The 24577-nt window shown below is 73.1% G+C and carries 29 protein-coding genes and 1 pseudogene; 11 read left to right on the forward strand and 19 right to left on the reverse strand.

The window, feature by feature from the left end:
• Window positions 1–39 precede the first annotated feature (39 nt).
• Window positions 40–1278, reverse strand: coding sequence for an acyltransferase family protein (locus SGLAU_RS28550; RefSeq protein ID WP_052413935.1), 1239 nt, complete (start codon window positions 1276–1278; stop codon window positions 40–42).
• A gap of 256 nt (window positions 1279–1534) precedes the next feature.
• Here SGLAU_RS28550 and SGLAU_RS28555 point away from each other — a divergent pair, with 256 nt between their 5' ends.
• On the forward strand, window positions 1535–2320 hold the full coding sequence (locus tag SGLAU_RS28555; RefSeq protein WP_043505411.1) for an SDR family NAD(P)-dependent oxidoreductase: 786 nt from the start codon (window positions 1535–1537) through the stop codon (window positions 2318–2320).
• A gap of 299 nt (window positions 2321–2619) precedes the next feature.
• Here the strand turns inward: SGLAU_RS28555 and SGLAU_RS28560 are convergent, their stop codons facing one another.
• The 14 genes and pseudogenes from SGLAU_RS28560 to SGLAU_RS28620 form a co-directional block, all read right to left on the reverse strand.
• Window positions 2620–4326 (reverse strand): NAD(P)/FAD-dependent oxidoreductase, encoded by a 1707-nt coding sequence (locus SGLAU_RS28560; RefSeq protein ID WP_052413936.1) that lies wholly within the window; start codon window positions 4324–4326, stop codon window positions 2620–2622.
• Window positions 4327–4629: 303 nt separating this feature from the next.
• Window positions 4630–5175, reverse strand: a complete 546-nt coding sequence (locus SGLAU_RS33015; RefSeq protein WP_052413937.1) for a cupin domain-containing protein — start codon at window positions 5173–5175, stop codon at window positions 4630–4632.
• A 121-nt stretch (window positions 5176–5296) separates the two neighbouring features.
• On the reverse strand, window positions 5297–6127 hold the full coding sequence (locus SGLAU_RS28570; RefSeq protein ID WP_208868957.1) for an SDR family NAD(P)-dependent oxidoreductase: 831 nt from the start codon (window positions 6125–6127) through the stop codon (window positions 5297–5299).
• Window positions 6128–6172: 45 nt separating this feature from the next.
• Window positions 6173–6637 carry an anthrone oxygenase family protein gene (locus SGLAU_RS28575; protein WP_052413938.1) on the reverse strand — a complete coding sequence of 155 codons (465 nt, stop codon included), beginning with the start codon at window positions 6635–6637 and terminating at the stop codon, window positions 6173–6175.
• Window positions 6638–6646: 9 nt separating this feature from the next.
• The gene (locus SGLAU_RS28580) at window positions 6647–7897 is read right to left on the reverse strand and encodes an FAD-dependent monooxygenase (protein WP_052413939.1); all 1251 of its coding nucleotides are present in this window, start codon (window positions 7895–7897) and stop codon (window positions 6647–6649) included.
• A 14-nt stretch (window positions 7898–7911) separates the two neighbouring features.
• Window positions 7912–8232, reverse strand: a complete 321-nt coding sequence (locus SGLAU_RS28585) for an antibiotic biosynthesis monooxygenase family protein (RefSeq protein WP_043505412.1) — start codon at window positions 8230–8232, stop codon at window positions 7912–7914.
• 5 nt (window positions 8233–8237) lie between these two features.
• A complete protein-coding gene (locus SGLAU_RS28590; RefSeq protein WP_052413941.1) occupies window positions 8238–8552 on the reverse strand; it encodes an antibiotic biosynthesis monooxygenase family protein in 315 nt (104 codons plus the stop codon).
• Window positions 8553–8571: 19 nt separating this feature from the next.
• A complete protein-coding gene (locus SGLAU_RS28595; protein ID WP_318536228.1) occupies window positions 8572–9318 on the reverse strand; it encodes an SDR family oxidoreductase in 747 nt (248 codons plus the stop codon).
• Complete coding sequence (locus SGLAU_RS34000; protein WP_043507187.1) at window positions 9315–9812, reverse strand: SRPBCC family protein; 498 nt, start codon at window positions 9810–9812, stop codon at window positions 9315–9317. The genes SGLAU_RS28595 and SGLAU_RS34000 overlap by 4 nt, the downstream gene beginning before the upstream one ends.
• 48 nt (window positions 9813–9860) lie before the next feature.
• A pseudogene (locus SGLAU_RS36430) lies at window positions 9861–10034 on the reverse strand (acyl carrier protein); the annotation flags it as partial.
• 65 nt (window positions 10035–10099) lie between these two features.
• The gene (locus SGLAU_RS28605) at window positions 10100–11386 is read right to left on the reverse strand and encodes a ketosynthase chain-length factor (RefSeq protein ID WP_043505413.1); all 1287 of its coding nucleotides are present in this window, start codon (window positions 11384–11386) and stop codon (window positions 10100–10102) included.
• Window positions 11379–12656 carry a beta-ketoacyl-[acyl-carrier-protein] synthase family protein gene (locus tag SGLAU_RS28610; RefSeq protein ID WP_043505415.1) on the reverse strand — a complete coding sequence of 426 codons (1278 nt, stop codon included), beginning with the start codon at window positions 12654–12656 and terminating at the stop codon, window positions 11379–11381. The genes SGLAU_RS28605 and SGLAU_RS28610 overlap by 8 nt, the downstream gene beginning before the upstream one ends.
• Window positions 12653–13060, reverse strand: coding sequence for a cupin domain-containing protein (locus SGLAU_RS28615; RefSeq protein ID WP_099052870.1), 408 nt, complete (start codon window positions 13058–13060; stop codon window positions 12653–12655). Before SGLAU_RS28615 ends, SGLAU_RS28610 begins: the two co-directional genes overlap by 4 nt.
• An 82-nt stretch (window positions 13061–13142) precedes the next feature.
• A complete protein-coding gene (locus SGLAU_RS28620) occupies window positions 13143–13469 on the reverse strand; it encodes a TcmI family type II polyketide cyclase (protein ID WP_043505417.1) in 327 nt (108 codons plus the stop codon).
• 479 nt (window positions 13470–13948) lie between these two features.
• Here SGLAU_RS28620 and SGLAU_RS28625 point away from each other — a divergent pair, with 479 nt between their 5' ends.
• The 5 genes from SGLAU_RS28625 (at window position 13949) to SGLAU_RS28645 (ending at window position 17865) form a co-directional block, all read left to right on the forward strand.
• The gene (locus tag SGLAU_RS28625; protein WP_412556273.1) at window positions 13949–14389 is read left to right on the forward strand and encodes a flavin reductase family protein; all 441 of its coding nucleotides are present in this window, start codon (window positions 13949–13951) and stop codon (window positions 14387–14389) included.
• Window positions 14386–15222, forward strand: coding sequence for an AfsR/SARP family transcriptional regulator (locus tag SGLAU_RS28630; RefSeq protein WP_052413942.1), 837 nt, complete (start codon window positions 14386–14388; stop codon window positions 15220–15222). The genes SGLAU_RS28625 and SGLAU_RS28630 overlap by 4 nt, the downstream gene beginning before the upstream one ends.
• A 212-nt stretch (window positions 15223–15434) precedes the next feature.
• Window positions 15435–15878, forward strand: a complete 444-nt coding sequence (locus SGLAU_RS28635) for a hypothetical protein (protein WP_043505419.1) — start codon at window positions 15435–15437, stop codon at window positions 15876–15878.
• Window positions 15875–17479: a multicopper oxidase family protein gene (locus SGLAU_RS28640; RefSeq protein WP_043505420.1), complete on the forward strand. Its 1605-nt coding sequence runs from the start codon at window positions 15875–15877 to the stop codon at window positions 17477–17479. The genes SGLAU_RS28635 and SGLAU_RS28640 overlap by 4 nt, the downstream gene beginning before the upstream one ends.
• Window positions 17480–17637: 158 nt before the next feature.
• Window positions 17638–17865, forward strand: coding sequence for a DUF6059 family protein (locus SGLAU_RS28645; protein ID WP_043505422.1), 228 nt, complete (start codon window positions 17638–17640; stop codon window positions 17863–17865).
• A 26-nt stretch (window positions 17866–17891) separates the two neighbouring features.
• Here the strand turns inward: SGLAU_RS28645 and SGLAU_RS28650 are convergent, their stop codons facing one another.
• On the reverse strand, window positions 17892–18401 hold the full coding sequence (locus SGLAU_RS28650; RefSeq protein WP_244315274.1) for a DUF1772 domain-containing protein: 510 nt from the start codon (window positions 18399–18401) through the stop codon (window positions 17892–17894).
• A gap of 160 nt (window positions 18402–18561) precedes the next feature.
• Here SGLAU_RS28650 and SGLAU_RS28655 point away from each other — a divergent pair, with 160 nt between their 5' ends.
• The 5 genes from SGLAU_RS28655 to SGLAU_RS28675 all read left to right on the forward strand — a co-directional run bounded on the left by SGLAU_RS28655 (window position 18562) and on the right by SGLAU_RS28675 (window position 22750).
• Window positions 18562–20085, forward strand: a complete 1524-nt coding sequence (locus tag SGLAU_RS28655; protein WP_043505423.1) for an MFS transporter — start codon at window positions 18562–18564, stop codon at window positions 20083–20085.
• 229 nt (window positions 20086–20314) lie between these two features.
• Window positions 20315–21190 carry a hypothetical protein gene (locus tag SGLAU_RS28660; protein ID WP_043505424.1) on the forward strand — a complete coding sequence of 292 codons (876 nt, stop codon included), beginning with the start codon at window positions 20315–20317 and terminating at the stop codon, window positions 21188–21190.
• A 375-nt stretch (window positions 21191–21565) separates the two neighbouring features.
• Window positions 21566–21808, forward strand: coding sequence for a DUF5302 domain-containing protein (locus tag SGLAU_RS28665; RefSeq protein WP_043505425.1), 243 nt, complete (start codon window positions 21566–21568; stop codon window positions 21806–21808).
• Between the two features lie 245 nt (window positions 21809–22053).
• On the forward strand, window positions 22054–22317 hold the full coding sequence (locus tag SGLAU_RS28670; RefSeq protein WP_043505426.1) for an HU family DNA-binding protein: 264 nt from the start codon (window positions 22054–22056) through the stop codon (window positions 22315–22317).
• A gap of 46 nt (window positions 22318–22363) precedes the next feature.
• Window positions 22364–22750, forward strand: a complete 387-nt coding sequence (locus SGLAU_RS28675) for an SRPBCC family protein (protein ID WP_043505427.1) — start codon at window positions 22364–22366, stop codon at window positions 22748–22750.
• Window positions 22751–22810: 60 nt separating this feature from the next.
• Here SGLAU_RS28675 and SGLAU_RS35345 read toward each other — a convergent pair whose 3' ends face one another.
• The 3 genes from SGLAU_RS35345 to SGLAU_RS28685 all read right to left on the reverse strand — a co-directional run bounded on the left by SGLAU_RS35345 (window position 22811) and on the right by SGLAU_RS28685 (window position 24240).
• Window positions 22811–23038, reverse strand: coding sequence for a hypothetical protein (locus SGLAU_RS35345; RefSeq protein WP_159072812.1), 228 nt, complete (start codon window positions 23036–23038; stop codon window positions 22811–22813).
• A gap of 132 nt (window positions 23039–23170) precedes the next feature.
• Window positions 23171–23371 carry a DUF397 domain-containing protein gene (locus tag SGLAU_RS28680; protein ID WP_043505429.1) on the reverse strand — a complete coding sequence of 67 codons (201 nt, stop codon included), beginning with the start codon at window positions 23369–23371 and terminating at the stop codon, window positions 23171–23173.
• Window positions 23368–24240, reverse strand: coding sequence for a helix-turn-helix domain-containing protein (locus tag SGLAU_RS28685; protein WP_043505430.1), 873 nt, complete (start codon window positions 24238–24240; stop codon window positions 23368–23370). Before SGLAU_RS28685 ends, SGLAU_RS28680 begins: the two co-directional genes overlap by 4 nt.
• Window positions 24241–24577 lie beyond the last annotated feature (337 nt).

Genomic DNA, 24577 nt, shown 5'->3' on the forward strand with positions numbered 1-24577 from the left:
GCTCACCCCCGCTCTCACGGTGTCGTTCGCCAGGGCCGCTCACGCCGCGTTCCCCCGTGCCGGCACACCCGCGGACTCGACCCGCGGCGCGTCCCTGCGTCCGAGCCGGGCCCGCAGCCGCAGTTCCAGCGGACGCTCGTAGAACCGGTGGAGGAGGGCGCACAGCGCCGTGGTGACACCGAGGGCGAGCAGCGCCCAGCCGGCGTTCGACCAGCTCGCCCCGACCGGCCTCAGGTAGAACTCGATGACGCTGTTCCGGTCGAAGACGGCCGACGCGATCTCGAACAGCACGGTGAAGTGCAGCAGGTAGAACGCGTACGACCATTCGCCGAGGAAGACCATGGGCCGTGTGCCCAGCCACGAGGACCGGCCGGACAAGTCCCGCTGCGCCACCGCGACCACCATCAGGGCGTACAGCGGCGCGGTCACCTGGCCCAGCGCGTCGTACACCACGAAGGCACGCCACGTCTCGTCGCGCAGCAGCCAGAGCACCAGCAGCCCCGCCGCCAGCACCGTGGTGGCGGCCCCGGTGCCCAGCGGCGAGCGCCAGCCCTTGCGGACGGCCGCCGCGGCCACCACACCGAGCAGGAACTCCCAGACGCGGGCGATCGGGGAGTACACCCCGAAGATGAGCCCGTCCATGCCGGTGAACGCGGGCCGCGCCTGCGGCGGGTACGCCTCCCAGAGCCAGACCCTGATGCCCCAGCCGATCAGCACCAGCGCCACGGCCGCCCCGGCCAGCCAGCGCAGCGAACGGCGCAGGGTGAACCGGCCGACGAAGGGGAAGAGCGCGTAGAAGAACGCCTCGCAGGCCAGGGACCAGGTCACCGGGCTGGTCCCGCCGAGGATCCAGCCGGGCACCCACGCCTGGAGGAGCAGTACGGCGGAGACCGCCATCAGGACGACATCGCCGGTCTCGCCGTCCGGCACGCCGGGCAGCTGCAGCACGAGCGGCAGCAGCGCGCCCACCGCGAGCACCGGCCAGATCCGGGCGAAGCGGCGCCCGTAGAAGGCGCCGGCCCGGTCGCCTTCGAGGCGGGTCCAGGTCAACACGAAGCCGGAGAGCACGAAGAAGAAGGTGACCCCGGAGGCGCCCAGCGCGAACACGGCATCGGTGTGCGGCAGCGGCAGCAGGGTGGTGAGGTGGTTGAGGAAGACGGCGAACGCCGCGATCCAGCGCAGGCCGGTCAGCGAGTCCAGCCGGGTGCCCGGCAGGGCCGCGGGCGCGGCGGCGGCCGCAGCCGGCGGGGATTTCGGCCGTGAGGCGGATGAAGTCATGGCACCAGCCATTCGGTGACGGTGGGGAGAGCGGACTGGCCGCCGGCCGCGGAATTCCGGGTGGCGGCGGATGAAGTGGCCGTACACCGGCCGAAGTGTGCAGCAGCATGGCAACACCGGCCGATGAATCGGCCGTTAAGCGGCCATAAAATGGGCGCCGGTCGGTAAATGGCTCACCGAATTCCCGTCCGCCGCCCTGGCAATGCGGTTAGTCTCGTCGTGCGTGGCTCAATTTCCGGACGAATCGAGGGGCGTCATGCGGGAATTCCCTTACAGCACGGCGATGGTGACCGGTGCGTCGAGCGGAATCGGCGAGGGATTCGCGCGCCGGCTCGCGGCGGCGGGCGTGGACGTCGTGCTCGTCGCACGTCGCGCCGGCCGGCTCGGGGAACTCGCCGCGGAGCTGGAGTCCGCGCACGGCGTCCGGGCCGAGGTGCTGGCGGCCGACCTCACCGACGAGGAGCAGCTCGCGACGGTGCAGAAGCGGCTCACCGATCCGGCGCACCCCGTCGAACTGCTCGTGAACAACGCCGGATCGAGCGGCTCCGGGGCGTTCGCGGAGCTGCCCGCCGAACGGGAACTGCACACCGCGGTGCTCAACGCCGTGGTGCCGCTGCGCCTGACCCGCGCCTGCCTGCCCGGCATGATCGCCCGGGGCGCCGGGGGCGTGGTGAACGTGTCCTCGCTCGTCGCCGTGCTGCCCAAACCGCGCTCCGCGACCTACGCCGCGTCCAAGGCGTTCCTCTCCTCGCTGGGGGAGAGCCTGGCCATGGAGGTCGAGCGGCACGGCGTCCACGTCACCACCGTGCACACCGGCCTGACCCGTTCCGAGTTCCACCAGGCGGCCGGGGTGCCCGCCGACACCCTCCCGAAGATCGACTGGCTGACACCGGACCAGGTGGCGCGGGCCGGCCTGGAGGCCGTGGCGGCCGGGCGGCCGTCCGTGGTCCCCGGCCTCGCCTACCGCGTCCGGCTGCCGCTGATGCGGGCCATGCCGCGCTCCGTCGTGCGCGCCCTGGTCCGCCGCGTCCACCGCGCGTGACGCGCCCGCCCCCAGGGGCTCCGGGCGGGCGCCGCGGCCGCCCGCCCGGTCCGCGCCCGTCCGCCCGGTCCGCGCCCGTCCGCCCGGTCCGCGTGCCGCGCCCGGCAGCCGGCGGAGGCCCGCGCGGGCACCGGCGCCACCGAGCGCGGCGCCCGTCCGCCCGGCCCTCGGCCGCCGGTCCTCAACTTGCCCGCCCGGTCCTCGGCCGGCCCTTGTCCGCGCAGCACGAGCGGGTGGCTCCCCGGCCGTTCCCCGGGAGCCACCCGCTCGTCCGTCCCGTCACGCGTGGGACGCCGTCCTCACTGCGGAACCGGTGCCCTCTCCTCGTGCGCCGCCGACGGCAGGGGGAGGCCGTGCACGTCGACCCCGGTGGTCAGGTAGCGCAGTTCGTCCGGCCCCTCGTGCCGCAGCCAGTGCGCCATCCGCCGCAGGTCCTCCGGCTTCGGGTAGACGAACCGGCAGTCCGGGTCGCGCAGCCCCAGGTGGTCCAGCACCACGGGCGCGTCGGCCACGGTCCGCATCAGCTCACGGCCCGCGTCGGCGGCGGTGCGCTCCCCCCGGTCGACGGCGTCGCAGACCCGCACCATCTCGTCGAAGAGCGCCTTGTAGCCGTGCGAGCCGGGCACGGGCAGACCGGGGTACGCGGCCTGCTCCATCGCGCGCAGCACCCCGTCGTCCCCGGAGTCCGTGAACCGCTCGGTGAACCGGTCGAAGCGCAGGTTGACCGGCACCTCGGCCGCGCACCAGACGCGGTAGACCGCGTTCCACAGGGCATGGTCCGAGAACGAGACGAACGAGCAGTTCACCAGCTCGTCGTTGTAACGGATGAGCCCTTGCTGCAACTCGTCGACGTAGCGGAACCGCTGCTCGTCGAAGTCGTCGTCGGCCAGCGCCTCCAGCAGCCGCCACGCCAGCGAGTTGACCACCTCGCCGGTGTTGGTGAGACCCCGCGAGTACAGCGGGTCGATGAAGCCGGCCGCGTGCGACATCAGGCACCAGCGGTGACCCACCGTGCGCTCCGACGCGTACTGGATCCGGCCCGCCGACACCCACGGCCGCACCGTACGCGCCTCCGTGAACAGCCGTTCCACGGCGGGGAACCGGGCCGCGAACGCGCGGAACTCCTCCTCCGGGCCGAGCTCCTCCGACTTCGGGTACAGGCGCTCGTCCAGCGTGAGCCCGACGCTCACCAGGGGGTTCTTCGACCCGGGCGCGTTGTTGAACGGGATCGACCAGAACCAGCCGCGCTCGAAGATGTGGTGCATGGTGCCCTCCACCCAGGGGATGGGCGGGGCGTCCTCGGGACCCACGCGCAGGCAGGCGTCGGTCGGGCGGACTCCGATCATGTGCGTGAACATCGAGCGCGAGTGGTGCTTGAGGGCCTCCGGCGGCTTGCGCAGCCCGAGCCGGTGCGCGACGGGGGAGCGGAAGCCGCTGGCGTCGACCAGGTAGCGGCCCTCGTGGCGCTCCCCGCCCCGGCCGATCACGGCCACGTGGTCCTCGGCCAGCTCGACGTCCTCGACGTGGAACGCCTGGCGTACGTCGCAGCCGTAGCCGATCGCGGTGTGGAAGAGGTACGCGTCGGTGTCCTGGCGGAACAGATGACTGGTCTGCAGCACCTTCGAAGGCGGACTGAACTGCAGGAACTCGGCGGGGTCCGGCTCCTTGCCCTCCTCGTGCCGGATGAAGCCGAAGTGCCGCTTGGTCCCGCAGGTCGGGGCGATCTCGTCCCGGCACCCCTCGTACGACGTCAGCGGCTCCAGCTCCGGCACGTCGTACCGGCGGGCCAGGAGGCGGAACACTTTCAGCGTGTAGAGCGTCGTCGACTCACCGACGGCGAACCGGGGGTGCGTGCCACCGTCGAGCAGCAGGACCGACGCGCCCTGCCGGGCCAGGATGGCGCCCAGGGTCGAGCCGGCGATGCCCGATCCCAGGATGATCACGTCGTGACGGCGGGGCGCGGCGAGGCGCGGTCGGGGGCGGTGGCCGGACAGCGGTCCGGGCATGTGGTCCTCCCTGGTCGATGGAGTGGAGAGGGGGCAGGGGTGTGCAACGGGAGGGGCACCGCGGTGCCCCCGGACCGGCCGGCGGGCACGCCGACGCACCGGTGCCGGAGCAGCGGTGCCGGAGCAGCGGCGCCGGGCACGGGCGCCGGTGCCTCAGCACCGAGGCGCCGGCACCGAGGACCGGCACCGACGCACTGGCGCCGACGCACCGGCACCGAGGACCGGCACCGACGCACCGGCGTCAGGGCACCGGCGTCGAACGCTTTCCCGCGCCGCGCCGGCGTTCCCGCGTCGCGAGCGGGCTCAGCCGCGTGCGCCGCGGGCCGCGCCGGGAGGCGCGCCGGCGCCCCCTCGGGCGCCGGGCGGCGGGCCGCCCAGGTCGCCGTGGGCGCCGGGCGGCGGCTGGAACCCGCGGATGCGGTGACTGGTCGCCAGCTCCTGCATCTTGGCCCAGTCCGGGCGCCCGTTCGCGACCAGCGCGGACAGCCCGCGGAAGAAGTGCTCGACACCGCCGGGCGTGTGGATGACCAGCAACTGACCAGGCTCGTCACCGACGTTGACGAACCGGTGCGGCACCCCGCGCGGGCCGTAGATCACGGTGCCGGCCGAGATGACCTCCGTGACGCCGCCGACCTCGAACTCGTAGCGCCCCTGGTTGACGAAGAACGCTTCGTCAGCCGTCTCGTGCACGTGCAGCGGCGGGCCGCTGCCCGGCCGGGTGGTGATCTGGTAGAAGCTGTACAGTCCCCCGGTGTCCTCCGCGTTCAGCAGGAACCGGCCCTCCTCACCGAACCAGCAGACGGGTTCGATCTGGTCCCGGTCGACCACCTTGCGTTCGGTCTTCGACACGTTCTTCCCTTCCTCTCACGGATGCGTCTTCCTGGCGACGCTTGTCGGGGAATGGCTCTCAGCGGCCCCGTCAGCACACCAGCGGCCGATAAAGAGCCGGATAAACAGGGGAAAAGCCCGGTCAGGCGAGCGCCGTGCCACCGTCGGCGGGCAGACAGCCGCCGGTGAGGTAGGACGCGCGCGGCGAGGCGGCGAAGGCGATGAGTTCGGCGACGTCCTCGGGCGTCCCGTTGCGCCGCACCGCGGCCCGCTCGGCGGCCGCCCGGCGCTGCCGCTCGGGGATGTGCGCCGCCAGCTCGGTCAGGACGAGCCCCGGCTCGACGGCGTTGACCCGCACACCGGACGGCCCCGCCTCCAGGGCCAGCGTCCGCACCGCCGCGGCCACTCCCGCCTTGGCGACCGCCAGCGGCAGGAATCGCGGCGCCGGCCGCCGGGCCAGCGCCGCCCCGACCGCCACGATCGATCCGGTGCCCCGCTCCGTCATGGCGGGCAGCACGGCGCGCGCGGGGAGGAAGAGCGCCTTGAGCTGCTGGGTGACCACCCGCTCCAGGTCCGCCCAGTCCAGCTCCGCCGCGGGTGCGATCCGCGCCTCGTGGGCGCCGAGACCGGCCGCGTTGAGCACCAGCACGTCCACCGGGCCCAGCCGGGCGGTGACATCGGCGACCAGGTCGCGGACCTCGCCGGGATCGGTGACGTCGGCCCGCACCGCGACCGCCCGTCCGCCGGCCCGGCGGATCGAGTCCACCACCTCCCGGGCCCGGTCCGCGCTGCGGTGGTAGTTGACGGCCACCCGCGCGCCCCGGGCCGCGAGCAGCCGGGCGGTTGCCGCGCCGATCCCCCGGCTCGCGCCGGTGACCAGTGCGACCCGGCCGCCGAACTCACCCTCCTCCTCCGTCACCGCGCCGCGCGGTGACGTGCCCTCGCGCGTCCTGCCGGCATGTGCCGCGTCCACCGGATCATCTCCTCGGCTCGTTGGCGATCGTGGTCGTTCGCTGACTCATCCCCAGGCCAGCCAGCAGCCCCCGAGGGCCGCGCAGAAGGCGAGCACCGCGCAGGCCGTGCGCCGCCGGTTGGCCCGGGCCCAGTCGGCGCGCAGCGTGTCCCAGCCGTCCGGGATCTCCCCGGCCTCGGCCCACGCGTCGATGCGCCGGTTCATCCGCACGTTGCGCAGTTCCGACACCAGCGCGACACCCGCCACCGAGGCCAGCGCGGCGGCGAACGCGGCCCGCGAGGCCGCCGAGGGGGCGAGGAAGGACAGTCCGAGCCCGGCGGCCAGCGCCACCTTGTTGACCGTGGGCATCAGCGGGTCGAACCCGGGGTCGAGCAGCCGGTGCACCTCGGACCACGTGCGGCGCGGCAGGCGCAGCAGCATCGGGACGACGGCCCGCTCGACCGCGACCAGGGCGCCGGCCAGCACCCCGGTGCACAGTACGAGCACGGCGGCCAGCGAGGCGGCGAGCACGACCCGCGCTCACCGGGTCCCGGCGGGGCCGGCCGCCGGCAGCACCGGGCCGCGTTCCAGCCGGTCGTCCAGCATCAGCCCGTAGCTCTGGCCGCGGGCGACGGTGTCGAAGAAGGCGTACATCATCAGGTCGCGCAGCCGGCACAGCGGGGTGCTGTGCACGAGGCCCAGCGTGCCGATCCGCCACGAGGTGCTGACCATGTCCGCGGTCCGCTCCCGGCGGGCGGCCTCGAACGCGCGCAGCGCCCGCGGCACCTCGTCGGGAGGGGTCCGGCCGAGCAGGCCGGCCAGCGCCACACCGCTCTCGATGGCCTGCCCCGCGCCCTGGCTGAGGTTCAGCGTCATCGGGTGGGCGGCGTCCCCGACCAGGACGACGCGGCCGTGCGCCCAGCCGCCGCCGGGTGGCCGGTCGTGGACGGCGATCGGCAGGATCGCCTCCTCGTCGGTGGAGGCGATGATCCGCCCGACCGGGTCCGGCCAGTGCCGGTAGGCGGCGGCCAGCTCGTCGCGACGGCTGTGGCGCAGGGTGTCCAGGCCGGTGGCGGCCCGGTCGCTGGTGATGGCGTCCCAGTAGACCTCGTTCTCGTCGAGCCGGCAGTACAGGAACCGCAGGCCGCCCCTGCCCCACAGGTTGAAGAACGTGCCCGTGGGCACCAGGGACTCGCCGGGGAGCCGGGTGATGGCCTGCCAGGCCGTGTAGCCCGCGTACCGCGGGGGCGGCTCGAAGCCGCGCCGCATCCGCGCGCGCACCGTCGAGCGCAGCCCGTCCGCGCCGATCAGCACGTCACCGCGGGCGGTGGACCCGTCCGCGAAGTGCGCGGTCACCCCCTCGTCGTCCTCGGTCCAGCCGGTGAGCCGGGAACCGAGCCGGATGCGGTGGTCGCCCACGGCGTGGGTGAGCACCTTGTGCAGGGCGGACCGCCGCAGGGCGCAGGCCGGCGCCCCGCAGCGCTCCGACGGCCCGTCCAGGTGCCAGCGCGCCAGCCGCCTGCCGGTGTCGGAGCGGAACTCGTGGAAGCGCATCCGCACGGAGTCCGCGGCGACGGCCTCGTCGAGACCGATCCTGCGCAGGGCCAGGAAGGCGTTGTGCCAGAGCATGAAGCCGCCGCCGGTCAGCAGCAGCCCCGGGGTGCGGCGCGCCTCGAACACCTCCGTCTCGATGCCCTGCCGCAGCAGGCCCGCCGCCGTGGTGAGCCCGCCGATGCCGGCCCCGATCACCAGGGCCTTGCGGATGGTCGCCGCCTCTCGGTTGGTCGCCATGACAGTCGTCCGGCTCAGCCGTGCGACGGGACGCCGTCGAGCCGGGCGCGCAGGTCGTAGATCCGCCGCTCGATGCCGCCGCCGCTCCAGTACGGGAACATGGGCGCCGCCGTCTCGCGGTGGCCGGGGGCGTCCTCCCAGGCGCGGAACGCCTCCTCGCTCTCCCACTCCGCGAGCAGGACGTAACGGCCGGGCTCCTCGGCGTCGCGCAGCAGTTCGTCGCGGAGGTGGCCGGGGGTGCCGCGGACCGCGGCGGTGACGGAACGGTACGCCTCCTCGAAGGCGTCCCGGTCCTTCTCCTGGATCCGGGCGGACACCATGACACGTATGGGCATGACGGTTACCTCTCCTCGGTGGGCCGGGCGGGAATGTGGGCGACGGTCTCCAGGACCCGCCGGCGGGCGGAGGCGCGGAAGGTCTCCAGCCGGGCGCTCAGCTCCGCCCGCTGCGGACTGTTCCGGAAGGCCTCCAGGGAGGCCCGGTCGGCCCAGTCGGCCATGATCAGATGCAGGTGCGGGTCGTGCGGGTCGCGCAGCAGGGTCTGCCCGGCGCATCCGGGCAGCAGCGCCGCCGCCCGTGCGGTCTCCAGCCAGGTGGCCCGGAACTCGTCCTCGCGGCCCTCGTGGACCCGCATCTCCAGTACGGTGCGCAGCACGGGTGGGGTTCCCTTCCGGTCAGATGCCGCCGTCGGCGTCGAGCGTGGCCCCGGTGACGTACCGGGAGGCGGGCGAGACCAGGAAGAGCACCACGTCCGCGATCTCCTCCGGCCGGCCCAGCCGGCGCAGCGAGATCATCTCCTCGTAGCGGGCCCGCCCCTGAGCGGTCACCGCCTTCATCTGGTCCGTCTCCACCAGGCCCGAGGCGACACAGTTGACCCGCACCCCCCGCGGCCCGAGTTCCTTGGCCAGCGCCCGGGTCAGGCCCATCACCCCGGCCTTGGAGGCCACGTAGTGCGCGGCGCCGGGCATCCCGTGGTGGGCCACGGCGGAGCTGACGTTGACGACCGAGGCGGCGTCGGCGAGATACGGCAGCGCCGCGCGGATCACCTGGTACATCCCCGTCAGGTTGGTGTCGAGGATGCGGTGCCACTCCTGCGGGGACAGCCGCTCCAGCGGCAGATGGCTGATCACCCCGGCGTTGTTCACCACGGCGTCGATGGCCCCGTGGGTGCCGTGCGCGGTGGTCACCAGCCGCTCCACCTGCTCCGGGTCGGCGATGTCGCACCGCACCACGGACCCCTGGAAGCCCTGCTCGTCCAGTTCGCGCCGCAGCGACCCGGCCGCGTCTCCCTCCCGCACGTGGCAGGCGGTCACCGACGCGCCCTGCGCGGCCAGCGCCAGCACCGTGGCGCGCCCGATGCCCCGGGTGCCGCCCGTGACCAGCACATGACGGCCCTTCAGCCCGAAGTCCACCGCGCTCACCGCCGCACCGCCGTCCCGGCGCGGCGGCGGGCCGCCGCCTCCACCCGCTCCTTGATCAGCGCGAGCTGCACCCGGGAGTTGGTGTTGATCCGGGCGGCCATGCCCTCGTCGTCGAGGGGGGCCTCCCGCTTCATGTGGAACTCCTGCACCCAGCGCATCTCCACCCCGGCGGGGGTCTCCCGGTAGTGCCAGTGGATGTTCATGAAGGCGAACGGCCCCGGCTCGACCCGGTGCGCCTTGACGTACTTGTTCGCGCGGTCCATGACCCGCTCCGACACCCAGCTCCAGACCTTGCCGTCCTCCTCCGGGTGCAGGGCGAGGCGGAACCGCACGGTGTCGCCGTCGCGGCGCAGGATCTCGGCCGACGCGTACTCGCTGAACAGGCTCGGCCAGTTCGCCACGTCGTTGGTCATGTCCCACACCAGGTCGAACGGCGCGTCGATGACGACGCTGTTCTCGGTGCGGGCGGCGGCCGGCCGGAGCTGGTCGTTGATGAGCGTGTGGATCTCGGGGAAGCAGGTGACACCCTCGGTGTCGAGCTCGATGTCGTAGCGGTTCTCGACCTCGGTGAGGACGTTGAGCAGACCCAGCGAGTCCACCCCCATGTCCTCGATGGTCACGGTCGGGTCGTCCGTCCGCAGCACCTCGGCGGGAACGCCGGTGCAGCGCTGGACGATCGTCAGGAACTCCTCGTAGGTGAGCGGCGGCACGGTCATGGTTGCCCGTCCTTTCACGACTCGGCTGGAACGCGACTGGGTTGGTGCGGCCACGGGGCGGCCCGTCAACGGGCCACCGCCCGGACGACGAGCGCGGAGTTGAAACCCCCGTAGCCGCGGGCGAGCACGAGGGCGGTGCGCAGCGGCGTCTCCCGCGGCCGCGTCACCAGGTCGACGCGGTGATCCGCGTCCGGCACGATCCCGCGGGGCGTGGGCGGGATGACCTGCTCGCGCAGGGCGAGCAGCGCGGTCACCACGTCGAGCGGCGCGCCCCCGGCGTACAGCCGGCCGTAGCCCGCCTTGGGCGCGGTCACGGGCACCCCGCGCGGCCCGAAGACCTCGGCCAGGCACCGCGCCTCGGCGCGGTCCGCCTTGGGGACGCCCGCCGCGTCGGCGAACACCACGTCGACGTCGCCCGGTACGGCACCGGCGTCGGCGAGGGCCAGTTCCACCGCCCGGCGCAGCGCCGTCGGCCCGTGCGACGCCGTCCCCGGCGGCGGGCCGGACGCCGCCGCGCGCGGCACCGGTCCGGGCTGCGGGTCGAACGTCGCCCCGTGCCCCGCGATCTCCCCGTACGGCCGGTCCGCGCCCCGGGCACGGGCGGCGTCCTCGGCCTCCAGCACCAGGAGCGCTCCGCCCTCGCCGGGCACATGACCGCGGGCGGCCGTGTCGAACGGCAGATAGGCGCGCTGCGGGTCGGCGCTGCCGCTCAGCCGGCCCGACGTGGACTGGCAGGTCAGCGCGTACGGGCTGAGCGGTGCCTCGGTGCCCCCGGTGAGGACCACCTCGGCATCGCCCCGCACCAGGGCGCGCCTCGCCTGGGCGATGGCGTCGAGCCCGCCGGCCTGCTCCGCCACGACGACCCCGCAGGGACCCCTGGAGCCGTGCCGGATCGACAACTGGCCGGTCGTGGCCGCGTAGAACCAGGCGATCGACTGGTAGGGGCCCACATGGCGCGGGCCCTTCGACCACAGCGCCTCGATCTCCCGCTGCCCGAAGGCGTTGCCCCCCGACGACGACGCCGTGATGACGCCCATACCGAACGGCGGGAGGTCACCGGGCCGCACCCGCGCGTCGCGCAGCGCCTCCTCCCCGGCGAGCAGCGCGAACTGGCTCCAGCGGTCGGTCTGGAGGGCCAGCCGGGGATCGACGCCCGGCACCGGGTCCCCGACGGGCACCTGCCCGGCCACCCGGACCGGGAAGCCGTCCGCGTCGAACCGGTTCAGCGGCCCGAGCGCGTTACGGCCCTCCAGCACCGCCCGCCAGAACTCCCGCGCCCCCGTGCCGGACGGGGCGATCGCCGAGATCCCGGTGACGACGGCGCGCCGCCCGGCCGTGACCGTGTCAGGCATCGCGCACCCCCGGGCGGGGAGCGGTCAGCACCATGGCCGTCTGGAAGCCGCCGAACCCGCTGCCGACGCTCAGCACGGTGTCGGTGCGGTGCTCACGGGCCCACAACGGCACGTAGTCCAGGCCAAGTTCCGGGTCGGGCGTGCGGAGGTTGGCGGTGGGCGGCACGGTGTCCGTCTCGATCGCCAGCGCGCACGCCGCGAGCTCCAGGGCCCCGATGGCGCCCAGGGAGTGGCCGACCATGGACTTGATGGAGCTGACCGGCACCCGGTACGCGTGCTCCCCGAGCGCCGTCTTGAAGGCCGCCGTCTCGTGCCGGTCGTTCTGCCGGGTCCCCGACCCGTGGGCGTTGACGTAGTCCACGGCCGCGGCCGGCAGCCTGGCCCGGTCGAGGGCCACGCGCACCGCCTCGGCCAGCTCCGCCCCGTCCGGGCGCAGCCCCGTCATGTGGAAGGCGTTGCCGCGCTGCGCGTATCCCGCGACCTCGCAGTAGACGCGGGCCCCGCGGCGGCGCGCCGCCCCGGCCTCCTCCAGGATCAGCACGGCGGCGCCCTCACCGAGGACGAAGCCGTCGCGGTCCCGGTCGAACGGGCGGGAGGCGTGCTCCGGGTCGGCGTTGTTGGGGGAGGTCGCCTTGATGGCGTCGAAGCAGGCCACGGTGATCGGGGACACCGGCGCGTCGGTGGCACCGGCCACCACCAGGTCGGCCTGCCCGTCCTCGATGAACTGGGCTCCCTGCGCCACGGCGTCCAGTCCCGACGTGCAGCCCGTCGACACGACCCGCACCGGGCCCTGGGCGCCGGCCGTCCACGCCACCTCGGCGCCGAGCGCGCCGGGCACCAGCGCCCGGTACAGGTGCGGGTACGGGTCGGAGGCGTCCACCACCCAGCGGCTGCCGCCGTCGCTCACCCGCACGTACTCCCGCTCCAGGGTCACCGTGGAGCCCACCGCGCTGCCCACCGAGACACCGATGCGGTGCGCCGGCACGTCGTCCGCCGCCGTACCGCTGTCGGCCAGCGCCTCCCGGGCCGCCACCACCGCGAACTGCGCGCAGCGGTCCATGCGGTCGGTCTCGGCGGCCGTGAGGCCGGCCGCGGCGGCGTCGAAGTCGCACTCCGCCGCGATCCTGGAGCGGTACCCGGAGGCGTCGAAGTGCGTGATGGCCCGGGTCGCCGTCCGTCCCTCGGTGAGCAGGTTCCAGAACGCCTTGGTGCCGATGCCGCCGGGCGCGACCACGCCGATGCCGGTGACGACGGCCTTGCGGTGACTCATACGGACTCCTGATCCGGCAGGGGCTCGGTGTCCACGTGCCCGAGTTCGGGGCGCGGCGCCAGCGGTCCCAGCTGGAACACCACGAAGGCCGGGTGCGTCCCGTGGTTCTCCAGCCGGTGGCGCACGTTCTTCCGCAGGTGCAGCGCGTCACCCGCGGCGAGCGGGACGGCGGCCCCGTCGATCCGCGCCGTGACCTCGCCGCTCACGAGGTACAGGAACTCCTCGGAGTACGGGTGGTAGTGCTCGGTCACCACGTCGCCCGGCTCCAGCGTCAGCACGCCCATGAAGCCGGACGTGGTGCCCGCCGTCGCGGGACTCAGCAGCGTGCGCAGGTCCCCGCCCCGCCGCCGGTTGGGTGCGACGTCCTTCGCCGAGATCTTGGTCATTCGGTCGCCGGCAGCCATGCCGGCCTCCTCTCCTCGTGCCCGCGCTCCCCCCGGACCGGCTCCTGCGTCGTCGCCGGCGCGGCCGGGAGCCGCGCGGCGGTCAGCCGTCCGCTCGCCAGGTGTAGAACTCGTGCGCCATCGCGTCCTCGGGACCCCGCCAGGTCCGCGGGTCGTACGCGGTGATGTGCGCGCCGAGCCGCTCGGTGACGTCCTGGAACAGCGGGTGGTCCCGCACCTCGGTGAGCGAGGAGCGCACCTCGTCGTCCGACGCGATGTAATGCATGTACAGATCGTGGAAACGAAACAACCGCCGCTCCCGCACACCGATCAGACGAGGCAGGTCTCCGGCGTCGGATTCGGCGAATATACGCTTCACATCGGCCGCCGAATCCGGCTTCATGCGGGCCACGATGAGAGTGCTGCGCATTCTCTTTCCCTCCGGTCTGAGGACACCGCTCGGAGCGGCCGCATCAGCGTCACGCGGTCCGGTAAAGCGTCGATGAGGGCGGCGAAAAGCCGGTCGGGCGCCTTGCGGGACGCGCCCCGGCAAGGCGCCCGGCTCTCCTGGATTGCCCAGTCGGCACGGCGGGAGGGCCGGCTCCGTCCCCCGGTCGCACCAGTCCGAACAGCGGCGATGCGACACCGGCCCGTGCTGCGGTACGGGCCCGTCGGACGAAAGTACCGTCCCCGCTCATCCCTTGGGACGTAGGCGATCCGAACACCCGGTGGTTAGGCTCCGGGTCACCGCACCGCTCTCGCTCAAGGTTCTGTGCAGTGCTCCGTACGACACGACCTATGCGGTATTCCCAGGGGGTAGAAGTGGACAGTCTGACCGTTCCCGGCGCCAAGGAAAAACTCCCCGCACCCGTTGACGGAGAGACCCTTCGCGAAGTGTGCGGACGATTCGTGACCGGCGTGGCGGTGATCACTTTTCAGGGGGCGGACCGGGAACCCACGGGACTCACCGTGAATTCCTTCACCTCGGTGTCCCTCACACCGGCGCTCGTCCTGTTCTGCGTCCACCGTGATTCCCGGGCCCTCACGGCGGTGGAGGCCGCCGGGGCGTTCGCGGTGAACATCCTCGCCGCCGACCAGAAGGAGCTGTGCCGGGCGTTCGCCGCCCGCGACACCGCCCGCTTCGCCGGACTCGCCCACCGAAGCGGCGCGACCGGATCGCCGTTGATCGCCGACTCGCTCGGCTACCTCGACTGCCGGGTCCACGGCATCGTCCCCGGCGGCGACCACGCCATCGTGCTCGGGGAGGTCGTCGACCTCGGACTGCTGCGGGAGGAACCACCGCTGGCGTTCTTCCGCAGCGCCCACCCCCGGCTGGAGGTCCGCGCATGACCACCGTCGCCGCCCCCGCACCCGCCGCCCAGGACATCACACCCCGCACGGTCGCGCTGCGGCTCCTGGGCCCCCTGGAGATCGTGGTGGACGCCAGGGAGGTACCGCTCCCTCAGCGCAAACTGCGGCAGCTGCTCGCCACCCTGCTGATCCGGCCCAACTCCACCGTCTCCAACGAGACCCTCATCGGTGAACTGTGGGGCGAGCACCCGCCCGCCACCGCGCTGGCCGCCGTCCGCGTCTACGTCTCCCAGTTGCGCAAGTTCCTCGTCCGGCACGGCCTCGACGGCCGCTGGTGCACACTGCGCACCCGCCCGCCCGGCTACCAGCTCCAGATCAACGACGGGGTCCTGGACACCGTCTGCTTCGACCGGATGTGCGCACTGGCCGCCGAGTCCGCCGACGCCGGACACCGCGAACTCGCCTCACGGCAGTACCGGGAGGCACTCGCGCTGCGCCGCGGACCGGCCCTGCAGGACCTGCGCGAGAGCCCGGCGCTGATCGGCACCGCCGTGCAGTACGACGAGGCGTGGCTGACGGCGCTCAAACGGCGCGTCGACCTCGACCTGCTGCTCGGCCGGCACCTCGAACTCGTCGGCGAACTGCGGCGGCTGGTGGCCGAGGAACCCCTCAACGAGGGCTTCTGCGCCCGCCTCATGGTCGCCCTGCACCGCAGCGGCCGCAGCGGCGACGCCCTCGCCGCCTACCGGCTGACCCGCGGCCGGCTCGTCGAGGACCTGGGCATCGAGCCCGGACTCGAACTGCGCCTGGCCCACCAGACCGTCCTCACCGACGACATCGCCGCGCACCGCCGAGTCAGGGCCACGGCCTGACGGCAAGTGCAGCAATTCCGGATAAGACAGCGCCGTCCCACGGTGCGAGACTCGCGGTGGTCGCGCCTCGCGGAGTACCGCGCAACCTGCGGTCCGGGCGCGCCCGCCCATCAGGAGAGTTCGAGGACGGGACGGACGGCGGCCGTGACGGGACGGACCCGTGACCCACGCCGTGGTCCGCCGTCGTGCGATCCCGCCCAGAAAGCGGAGTGATGACGAACTTGTCCCCTCAGGCGCGGGGCGCGCACCGAGCCCGTGCGTCCCACCGTGCCGCGGCCACGCTGCTCGCCCTGGCCATGCTGTTGCAGGTCGGGCTCGCGGGAGGCTACATCAGCGGCGACTACGAATCGCTGGAGATGCACGACATGAACGCCGGGGTGCTGATGGTCGCCGCGCTCCTGACGTTCGGCACGGCCATCTGGCTGCGGCGCGCAGGAGGGCCCGTGCGGCCGATCGCCACCTCGGTGGCGCTGCTGGTCGCGCTGGTGCTGCAGATGTTCCTCGGCATGGAGCGGATCGTCGCCGTGCACGTGACGCTCGGCGTGCTGATCGCGTGCGCCATCACCGTGCTCGTCATGCGGGCGTGGATGATGTCGCTGCCCGCCGGGCCCCGCACCGCCACCGAGGCCGGACGCGAGCCGGAGACCGTCTCATGAGGCGACGCCGGTTCCTCGGCGGCACGGCGGTGGGCGCCGCCGCACTCGCCGCCGTCTCCGTCCCCCTCGTCGGCAGCGCCCTGCGCCGGGCGGACGGCTCCAGCCCCGGCCGGATCCTGTCCTCCCGCGCCCGGCTCCCCGAGCCGTACCAGGTGCCGCTGCCGGTCCCCGACGTCCTGGACCCGGTGCGCCGCGGCGGCGGCACCGACGTGTACGAGCTGACCCAGCAGGTCGCCGACCTGGAGATCCTGCCGGGACTGCGCACCCGTGCCTGGACGTACGGGGGAACGTTCCCCGGACCCACCGTGGTCTCCCGCTCGGGCCGGCGCACCCAGGTCCGGCACCGCAACGAACTGCCCCAGCCCAGCGTCGTCCACCTGCACGGCGGTCACACCCCCGCCGGCAGCGACGGCTACCCGATCGACGTCATCCTGCCCGCGGGCGGCGCGATAGGCGCCGAGCAGGCGATGAAGGCCATGACGGAGGGCATGCCCGGGCACGGCGGCCACACCGGACACGCCGGGCACGGCGGCATCAGCGGCATGGCCGAGGCGGAGCGCACGTACACCTACCCCATGCGGCAGCGGGCGGCCACCCTCTGGTACCACGACCACCGGATGAGCTGGACCGGTCTCGGGGTGTGGAGCGGACTCGCCGGCTTCCACCTGGTCCGCGACGACGAGGAGGACCGGCTGCCGCTGCCCCGCGGCGACCGTGAACTCCCGCTGCTCATCACGGACCGGTCCTTCGAGGAGGACGGCTCCTTCCGCTACCCCCTGGCCGACCCCGGACTCGGGCGCCCCGGCGTGACCGAGGACTACATGGACGGGGTGCTGGGGGACGTCGTCCTGGTCAACGGCGCACCGTGGCCGGTGCACCGCACCGAGGGCGCCCGGCACCGGCTGCGGCTGCTCAACGCCTCCAACGCCCGCCCGTACCGCCTGGAGTTCGACCCCCAGCCGCCCGGCGGTGACGCGTTCGTCCAGATCGGCAGCGACGGCGGACTGCTGGAGCGGCCGGTGCGGCACGACGCCGTGCACCTCGGCCCCGGCGAACGCTTCGACGTGGTCGTCGACTTCGCGCGCTGGAAGCCGGGCACCCGCGTCCGCCTGGTGAACACGCTCGCCGACGGAACCGCCCACGACGTCATGGCGTTCGACGTCGTCCGCGCCCCCGCCGCCGACGACTCCCGCGTGCCCGACCGGCTCGCGCGCATCGAACGGCTCGACCCGGCCAAGGCCGTCACCACCCGCGACTTCCACTTCCGGCTGGGCAAGGACGGCTGGACCATCAACGACGACGGCTACCGGCCGGGCCGGGCGCTGGCCCGCCCCAAGCTCGGACAGCTGGAGATCTGGCGGTTCACCACGAGCCTGCAGCACCCGGTGCACGTCCACCTGAACCACTTCCAGGTGCTCTCCCGCAACCAGGGCGACCCCGGCCCCTACGACGCGGGCTGGAAGGACACCGTGGACCTGCGTCCCACCGAGGCGGTGGAGGTGGCGATCCGCTTCACCGACTACCCGGGCACCTACATGCTCCACTGCCACAACCTGGAGCACGAGGACATGGCGATGATGGCGGATTTCGTCGTGGAATGACGAGGACGGACCACAGCGTTCACACCAGGGTCCGGGGCGGGTTCGTTCTCCGACGGGGAACACCCGCCCCGGACCCATGCCGACGTCCCCGCGCCGGCCCGATCCCCGCGTCATCCACGCTTTATCGGCGCTTTCGCGGTGCGGGCCACCATGGCTGCATGCGTAAACCCCTGCGCGGCCTGCTGCGATTCCTGATGGACGCGCTCATCGCGTACGGCGAGGTGTACATGTGCCCGCCCCCGCCGGAACTCGCCGGTCCCGCCCCCGGGCATCCCGAACAGCTCCGCCCGGACGTCCCGCTGACCGAGACGGAACACGCCCTCGCCCGCCAGCTGACGGGGGACCGGCGGCCGGAGGAACACCGCCGGGGCGGGCGGCGGGGATGAACCACGCCCCGGCGCCCCGCGCCCCGTCACACGGCACGGTCGGCAGACGCCGCCGCCCCCTCGCTCTCCGCCGCCGTACGCCGGTCCCCGAACCGGCCGACGGCCGAGATCACCAGCAGCACCAGCGCCGCGACCGCGGTCAGCGTGCGCAGCCGGTTGAACATGTCCCACCGCTCCAGGATCTCCACGTGGTCGGCCGGCGGCGACGACACGGCCCACTCCTTGATGCGGGCGTTGATCGGCACGTTCCCGAACCGCGTGACGAGGAAGGAAACCAGGACCAGCAGCGCCGCCCCGCCCGCCAGCAGCCGCTCCCGGCCCCGGGTGATCAGCGCCAGCGCCAGCGAACCGAGCATCGCGGTCACCATGGCGGTCTGCATGACCGGCGAGTTCATCTTCATGAGTTCGGCGTGGAACGACAGGCGCATGTCCATCGGCACCTTCCAGAACGTGGGTGCCAGATTCACCGCCCCATAGCCGAAAGCACCGGCGAGAAGACCGGTGGCGGTCAGCGCGATTCCCTTCACCCATCGCACACGCAAGACGTCTCCCTCTGCCGGCCCCGATGATCGCCCGAGCACCGAAGGATATCCGCTCGCACTTCGACTCCCGCTCTTCTTCGGCCCTTTCACGACGGCGGCATCCCGCACCGGAACCGGGGCGCACGAGTGGGGAGGCCGCACCCCTGGAGGTTCCATGTCCCTCGGAACACGGGCCGGCTCGGACACCGGCCCAGCCGCCCCCGCCCCGCCCGCCGGCCGCCACCCGGTCGTGGCCCTGCTGGTCATCGCCGCGGCGGAGCTCATGGTGGTGCTCGACGCGACGATCGTGAACATCGCCCTGCCCGGCATCCAGACCGGCCTGCACATCCCCGGCGGTGAACTGGCCTGGGTCGTCAACGCGTACGCGCTGGCGTTCGGCGGGCTGATGCTGCTCGGCGGCCGCGCCGGCGACCTCTTCGGCCGCCGCCGCGTCTTCCGCCTCGGCATCGCCCTGTTCGTGTCCGCCTCCCTGCTGGGCGGGCTGGCGCCCGCGGCCGCACCGTTGATCGCCGCCCGGGCCCTGCAGGGCGTCGGCGCGGCGATCGCCGCACCGACCGCCCTGTCACTGATCACCACGAACTTCACCGAGGGCCGCGACCGCAACCGGGCCATGGGCACCTACGCGGCCATGGCCGGCGTCGGCTCCACCGCCGGACTCCTCCTCGGCGGGGCGCTCACCCAGTACCTCGACTGGCGCTGGACGCTGCTCGTCAACATCCCCGTCGGACTCGCGGTACTGGCCGGCACGGTCGTCCTGCGCGAGGCCGACCGCACACGGGGCAAGGCCGACGTCACGGGTGCGGCGACCGGCACCGCCGGCCTGCTCGCCCTGGTGTACGCCATCACGCGCGGCGGACAGGACGGCTGGACGGACGCCGTGACCCTGACGGCGTTCGGCACGGCCGCGGCGCTGCTCACCGTCTTCCCGCTGACCCAGGCGCGCGCCCGGCAGCCCCTGCTGCCGCTGCGCGTCCTGCGCGACCGCAGCCGCGCCGGCACCTACCTCACCCTGTTCCTCGTCGGCACGGGCATGTTCGCCACCTTCTACTTCCTGACCCTCCACATGCAGCACGTACTGGGCTACGGCCCGGTCCGGACCGGGCTCGCCTACCTGCCGTTCAGCGCCGGCATCGGCCTCATGGCGGCCGTCGGGTCCCGGCTCGTGGTCCGGCACCCGCCGCGCGAACTGGCCGTCCCCGGACTCGCCGTGGCCGCGGCCGGCATGATCTGGCTGAGCCGGCTGACACCGCACTCCTCGTACTGGGGCACCCTCATGCCGGGCATGCTCGTGACGGCACTCGGCCTCGGCGCCACCTTCGTACCGCTCACCCTCACCGCCGTACGGGACGTCGACGACCGCGACGCGGGCAGCGCCTCCGCCCTCCTCACCACGGCGCAGCAGATCGGCGGAGCGCTCGGCCTGGCCACGCTCGCCACCCTCTCCGCCACCGCGGCCGACCGACGCCTCGCACACGCCGGCCCCGCCCACCGCACGGACCCGCGCGCCCATGACCCCGCCCTCGTCGCCCACGTCCAGGACGCCCTGACCCACGGCCACACCCGCGCCTTCCTCGCCTCCGCCGCCGTCTTCACCGCGGCCCTCCTCGTCGCCTACCTCACCATCGACGCGGGCCCGCAGGAGCGCACGGAACCCCCGAGCACCCGGAAACCGTCCTGATCCCGGCGGTGCCTGCGGCGTCCTGCCGGTTCCCGCACCACGGGTAGCGCTCGGCGGCGCCCTCGATGCCCTTGCCCAGCAGTTCGCCGCCCCTTCCCCCTCGGCCGGGGACGTGCGCGTGGCGGGCGGCGTGGGCGGTGAGTTCCGCCGTGATGCGGGCGAGCGTCTTGTTCAGGGGAGACATGTCCCGCCGCCGAAGTCCAACTCGGAGCTGCTGTAGGTTCCTGCCATGAGGCAGGGTAAAGAGGTTGAGAACCCCGAGTCGCGCTTCTTCGCGGTGCTGCTGGCGGCGGCGAAGCTCCCCGGTGTGCGGATCCACAGGGAGGCGTATCTCCGCAGTGCGCTCGCTCGCCACTGCTCCGAGGAAGAGGTTCGACGAGCGATAGAGGAGACTCCCGCTGCCGCGGGCATCACCGTCGAACTCCTCGACAAGGTCGCCAACGACTCCATCCGCTACGAAACCGCCAAAGTCAGTGCCCTGTCGGCCGCCGCCGGCATACCCGGCATCCTCGCCCTTCCCGCCACAGTGCCCGCCGACACGGCCCAGTACGTCGGCCACATGCTGCGCATCGCCCAGAAGCTCGCCTATCTCTACAGCTGGCCCGAACTGTTCTCCGACGAGGGCGGTGAAGTCGACGACGCGACCAAGGGGATGCTCACGCTGTTCTTCGGCGCGATGTTCGGCACCCAGTCGGCGAACGCCGCTGTCGGGAAGGTCGCGGGGATGCTCGCGGAGCAGGTCGCCAAGGAGCTGCCCAAGAAGGCACTCACCCATGGGGTCGTCTACCCCATGGTCAAGAAGGTCGCGAAGTACCTCGGTGTCAAGATGACGACGCAGTCCTTCGCGAAGGGCGTCTCCAAGGCCATCCCCGTCGTCGGGGCCGTCGTGTCCGGCGGGCTCACTCTCGCGACCTACCTTCCGATGGCCAAGAGGCTCAAGAAGCACCTCGCGGGCCTGCCCCTGGCGGATCCGTCACACCGAGTGTCGGAGACGGACGTCGTGGACGGCGAAGTCGTCGAAGAGCACGAGACGTTCGCCCCGGCGGACGCGGAACTGCACGACGCGGAAACCACTCCCGTCAAGCTGGAGGACCCCAGGCCCTGACGCCACGAGTGCCGGCGAACGCCCCTGTGCGCATCCGGCGTCGCAGACGCTCGGCCAGATCGACGTGCGAGGCTCGACCACCTTGGCCGATGACGCGGCCGGCTGCCGAAGGCGCCACGTCGTTGTTCCAGGCACCGCAGCCACAGCGCATGCATCGCGCGCCTCTCGCAGCGAAGCCGGCGCGAACCGCTCATCGGCGAACCCGGTCTCTGCGACCTGACGCACGACGGCGACCAGGTGAGCGGCAACGACCGAGAGGCTCTGCCGTCCGTCATCGCGACCGTCCGCGAATCGGAACGAAGGATGTTGCCCCGCCCCGCACCCTGGCCGGCATGACAAGCTGTGCCTGCCCACCCCCGAACCCAGGAGGTCACCATGACCGAAGAGCGCGCGACCACGGAAGGCGCGGAGCCGGCCGAACCCGAGACGTCCTCCCTGGCGCCGGAGAGCGACGGCAACGACGACCTCAAGCGCAAGTTCCGTGAGGCACTGGCGCGCAAGCGCGGGGCGCAGGCGGAGGGGGCCGACGTCGCCGCGGGCCCGGATGCGTCGAAGGTGCGTGCCGCGCACGGCCCGGCCGCCAGCCAGCGGTCGTTCCGGCGCAAGAGCGGCGGCTGAGCCGGCCGGTCCCGCCGCCCCGGCGCACTCCGCGCGCCGTCCACTCGCGCGGTGGGATCGTCGCCCGCAGCGTGCGCACGCCGTGTGCGCGTTGCGGGCGGAACCCGTCCGGCGGGGTCCCCCGTCCGGCCCCGCTGTTCGCCCGCCGGGCGGTACGGGCACGGCGTCGCGGGATGCGGCCGGTCCCGCCTTCCGTGATGGTGGACGCATGGGAAGACCGCCCTCAGGACGACGGGAACGTTGACGTGGACAAGACGCAGCTCACCGAGATGACCGCTCGCCGTGCCGCCGACGGCCCCGGCGGCCGGCAGCTCGGCGCGGAGGACATCAGCCGGATCCTCGACCTGCTCTTCGGCACCGTGGAGGAGGCGGGAACCATCGCCGAGGCACTCAAGGCCCGAGAGTCCGTCACCCTCGGCAGCTTCGGCAGCTTCCGGGTCTCCGACGGTGTCGCCACGTTCCGGCCGGGCGTGGCCCTCACCGAATACCTGCGGGATCAGACCCGGTGATCCGCGCCTGGGCCACCCGGCCCGCCCTGCGGCCGCCGGCATCGTCATGGGCCGTCTGACCCTGCACGCCACCGGTCCGGCCGGCCCGGACACGGTCTGGCAGCGTTACGCCTGTGTCGACGAGTGGGCCTCGTGGTCCCCGCAGGTCAAGGCCGTCCAGGCCGCCGGCCGTCGGCTGAGGGCCGGACTGCGCGGGACCGTGGCGTCGGCAGCGGGCATCCGTGCCGCGTTCGTCGTGGAGGCCGTCGACCACCACCGCCGCACCTGGACCTGGCGCGTACGCTGGGGGCCGGTCCGCCTCCGCCTGCACCACGAGGTGCGCGCCCACGTGCGCGGCAGCACCACGACGCTGACGATGCACGGCCCGAGCCCCGCCCTCCTGGCCTATGCCCCTTTCGCACGGCTGGCCCTGCGACGCCTGGTACGGCCCTGAAGCGCAGCCGCCCCGGGCGACGGCCCCGCTGACCGGTGCCCTGCGCAACCGGTCCTCCCGCTACCGGACCGCCGCACCATCGCCGCTGCCGGCGGCCTTGGCCACCGACGCCGAGGCGGCCTTCGTCGGCATCACGACCGGCCCGTACAACATGTCGACCGCATCGGCCGTCTCGACGGCGTCGACCGCGTGGAAACAGCCTTGATCACCTCCTGCACCAAGCGAACGGTGCCGTCCCGGTGACAAGGTCGTCACCGAGGCGCCGCACCCGGCCACCGGCCGTGTCATGAGCGCCCCTGTTGCCAATCGCGCACGGTGACCGGATGCGGCCGATCCGAGCGGCTCGGCTTCACCGCAACGGGCCGCCACCGGAGGGGAGGTGGCGACGGGGCGGAGCCTCACGTCCCGGCCACGGTTGGGTCAGGTCCGGTCCCGCCCCAGGCCCGCGACGAACCCGGACCACGCGCTCCGGGTGAACGCGAGCCGAGGACCGCCGCGCTCCTTGGAGTCCCGCACGTGTATCGCGGTCGCGTCGGCGGCGACCTCGACGCACGCTCCTCCTTCACCGCTGCTGTGGCTGCTCTTGAACCAGTCCAGCCGTGCGGGCTGTTCAGTGTTCATCGGTCTCCCAGCATCTTCTCGATCAAGGCCAGTGACTCTTCTGGTGTGAGCGCCTGTGCCCTGATGCTGCCGTAGCGTGCGGCAAGGATACGTACCTCGTCGGGGTCTGTGATCAGACGGCTGACGTGCTGCACCTCCAGGTACGCCACCTGCGGCTTGCCCTTCGGGGTGAGCAGGATGAAGGGCCCACCCAGGCTGGGGTGTTCCTTGCGTTCTGTCGGTAACACCTGGAGTTCCACACTGCGCAGCTTCCCGAACTTCAGCAGCGCTCCCAGTTGTTCACGATGAACGTGCCACCCGCCGAGCGGGCGACGCAATACGGATTCTTCGATGGTGAAGGTAGCGAACGGTGGAGGCCAACGGTCGAAGATCTGCTGGCGGTCCAGCCGTGCGGCAACGCGTTGTTCGACGGTCGCCTCGTCCAACAGCGGTTTCCTCGTGCCGAACACCACGTGTGCGTGGGCCTCGGTCTGAAGAAGGCCGGGAATCGCCAGTGAGCTGTAATCGTGCAGCTCGACCGCCTCCGCCTCCAGCCGCGCGTAGTCCCGGAACCACTCCGGATGCCGCACCCTGCGCCGGGTCTTCGCCCGTTCCACGTCCTCCGCGGCCGACGCGAGCAGGCCGCCGCAGTCGAGCAGCCGGCCCACCGCGACCAGCAGTTCGGGCTGGGGCGTCCGTCGCGCCCGCTCGACCGACGAGATCGTCTCCTCGCCGTACCCGATCCGGTCGCCCAGTTCCTTCTGGCTCAGCCCGGCCCGCTCCCGGGCGACCTTGATCTGCCGTCCCAGGGCGCGGAACAGGTCCGCGACCTCGTCCGTCCCCTCCGCCTCGCCGCCCGTGGGGACCCCCGCGCCCGACTGCGCTGCCATGCCGTACCACCACCCTGTTCCCTGTACGGAACATGAACCGGCGAAGGTCTGGCCGGGTCACGGCCGGACGTCCGTACACTCCACCGTCCGCACCGGGACAGTCCCCCTGCGTACCACACGGTAGGGAGGACCGGTCACCCTCGGTGATGTGTATCAGGAGACCGTCACTGCATCCGGTGAACCGATCGTCGGCACGGCCCACTTCCGTACCTTCCCCACACCGCGCGTGGCGCGCACGCCGTGCGCCATGCCGCCGAGTACTGGCTGACCGCGCAGTGAATCGAGGTCACGGGGCGCGCGGGGCGAGCGCCGCCCCGTGCCGGCCCCGGCTGTCGAT

Source organism: Streptomyces glaucescens, assembly GCF_000761215.1.
Classification (GTDB): Bacteria; Actinomycetota; Actinomycetes; order Streptomycetales; family Streptomycetaceae; genus Streptomyces; species Streptomyces glaucescens_B.

What these genes read in the sequence shown, in the direction of transcription:
- SGLAU_RS28550 (WP_052413935.1), bottom strand. Translation starts at nt 1,278, where the DNA reads ATGACTTCATCCGCCTCACGGCCGAAATCCCCGCCGGCTGCGGCCGCC.
- SGLAU_RS28555 (WP_043505411.1), top strand. Translation starts at nt 1,535, where the DNA reads ATGCGGGAATTCCCTTACAGCACGGCGATGGTGACCGGTGCGTCGAGC.
- SGLAU_RS28560 (WP_052413936.1), bottom strand. Translation starts at nt 4,326, where the DNA reads ATGCCCGGACCGCTGTCCGGCCACCGCCCCCGACCGCGCCTCGCCGCG.
- SGLAU_RS28580 (WP_052413939.1), bottom strand. Translation starts at nt 7,897, where the DNA reads ATGGCGACCAACCGAGAGGCGGCGACCATCCGCAAGGCCCTGGTGATC.
- SGLAU_RS28585 (WP_043505412.1), bottom strand. Translation starts at nt 8,232, where the DNA reads ATGCCCATACGTGTCATGGTGTCCGCCCGGATCCAGGAGAAGGACCGG.
- SGLAU_RS28605 (WP_043505413.1), bottom strand. Translation starts at nt 11,386, where the DNA reads ATGCCTGACACGGTCACGGCCGGGCGGCGCGCCGTCGTCACCGGGATC.
- SGLAU_RS28610 (WP_043505415.1), bottom strand. Translation starts at nt 12,656, where the DNA reads ATGAGTCACCGCAAGGCCGTCGTCACCGGCATCGGCGTGGTCGCGCCC.
- SGLAU_RS28615 (WP_099052870.1), bottom strand. Translation starts at nt 13,060, where the DNA reads ATGGCTGCCGGCGACCGAATGACCAAGATCTCGGCGAAGGACGTCGCA.
- SGLAU_RS28620 (WP_043505417.1), bottom strand. Translation starts at nt 13,469, where the DNA reads ATGCGCAGCACTCTCATCGTGGCCCGCATGAAGCCGGATTCGGCGGCC.
- SGLAU_RS28630 (WP_052413942.1), top strand. Translation starts at nt 14,386, where the DNA reads ATGACCACCGTCGCCGCCCCCGCACCCGCCGCCCAGGACATCACACCC.
- SGLAU_RS28635 (WP_043505419.1), top strand. Translation starts at nt 15,435, where the DNA reads ATGACGAACTTGTCCCCTCAGGCGCGGGGCGCGCACCGAGCCCGTGCG.
- SGLAU_RS28640 (WP_043505420.1), top strand. Translation starts at nt 15,875, where the DNA reads ATGAGGCGACGCCGGTTCCTCGGCGGCACGGCGGTGGGCGCCGCCGCA.
- SGLAU_RS28645 (WP_043505422.1), top strand. Translation starts at nt 17,638, where the DNA reads ATGCGTAAACCCCTGCGCGGCCTGCTGCGATTCCTGATGGACGCGCTC.
- SGLAU_RS28655 (WP_043505423.1), top strand. Translation starts at nt 18,562, where the DNA reads ATGTCCCTCGGAACACGGGCCGGCTCGGACACCGGCCCAGCCGCCCCC.
- SGLAU_RS28660 (WP_043505424.1), top strand. Translation starts at nt 20,315, where the DNA reads ATGAGGCAGGGTAAAGAGGTTGAGAACCCCGAGTCGCGCTTCTTCGCG.
- SGLAU_RS28665 (WP_043505425.1), top strand. Translation starts at nt 21,566, where the DNA reads ATGACCGAAGAGCGCGCGACCACGGAAGGCGCGGAGCCGGCCGAACCC.
- SGLAU_RS28675 (WP_043505427.1), top strand. Translation starts at nt 22,364, where the DNA reads ATGGGCCGTCTGACCCTGCACGCCACCGGTCCGGCCGGCCCGGACACG.
- SGLAU_RS35345 (WP_159072812.1), bottom strand. Translation starts at nt 23,038, where the DNA reads ATGACACGGCCGGTGGCCGGGTGCGGCGCCTCGGTGACGACCTTGTCA.
- SGLAU_RS28680 (WP_043505429.1), bottom strand. Translation starts at nt 23,371, where the DNA reads ATGAACACTGAACAGCCCGCACGGCTGGACTGGTTCAAGAGCAGCCAC.
- SGLAU_RS28685 (WP_043505430.1), bottom strand. Translation starts at nt 24,240, where the DNA reads ATGGCAGCGCAGTCGGGCGCGGGGGTCCCCACGGGCGGCGAGGCGGAG.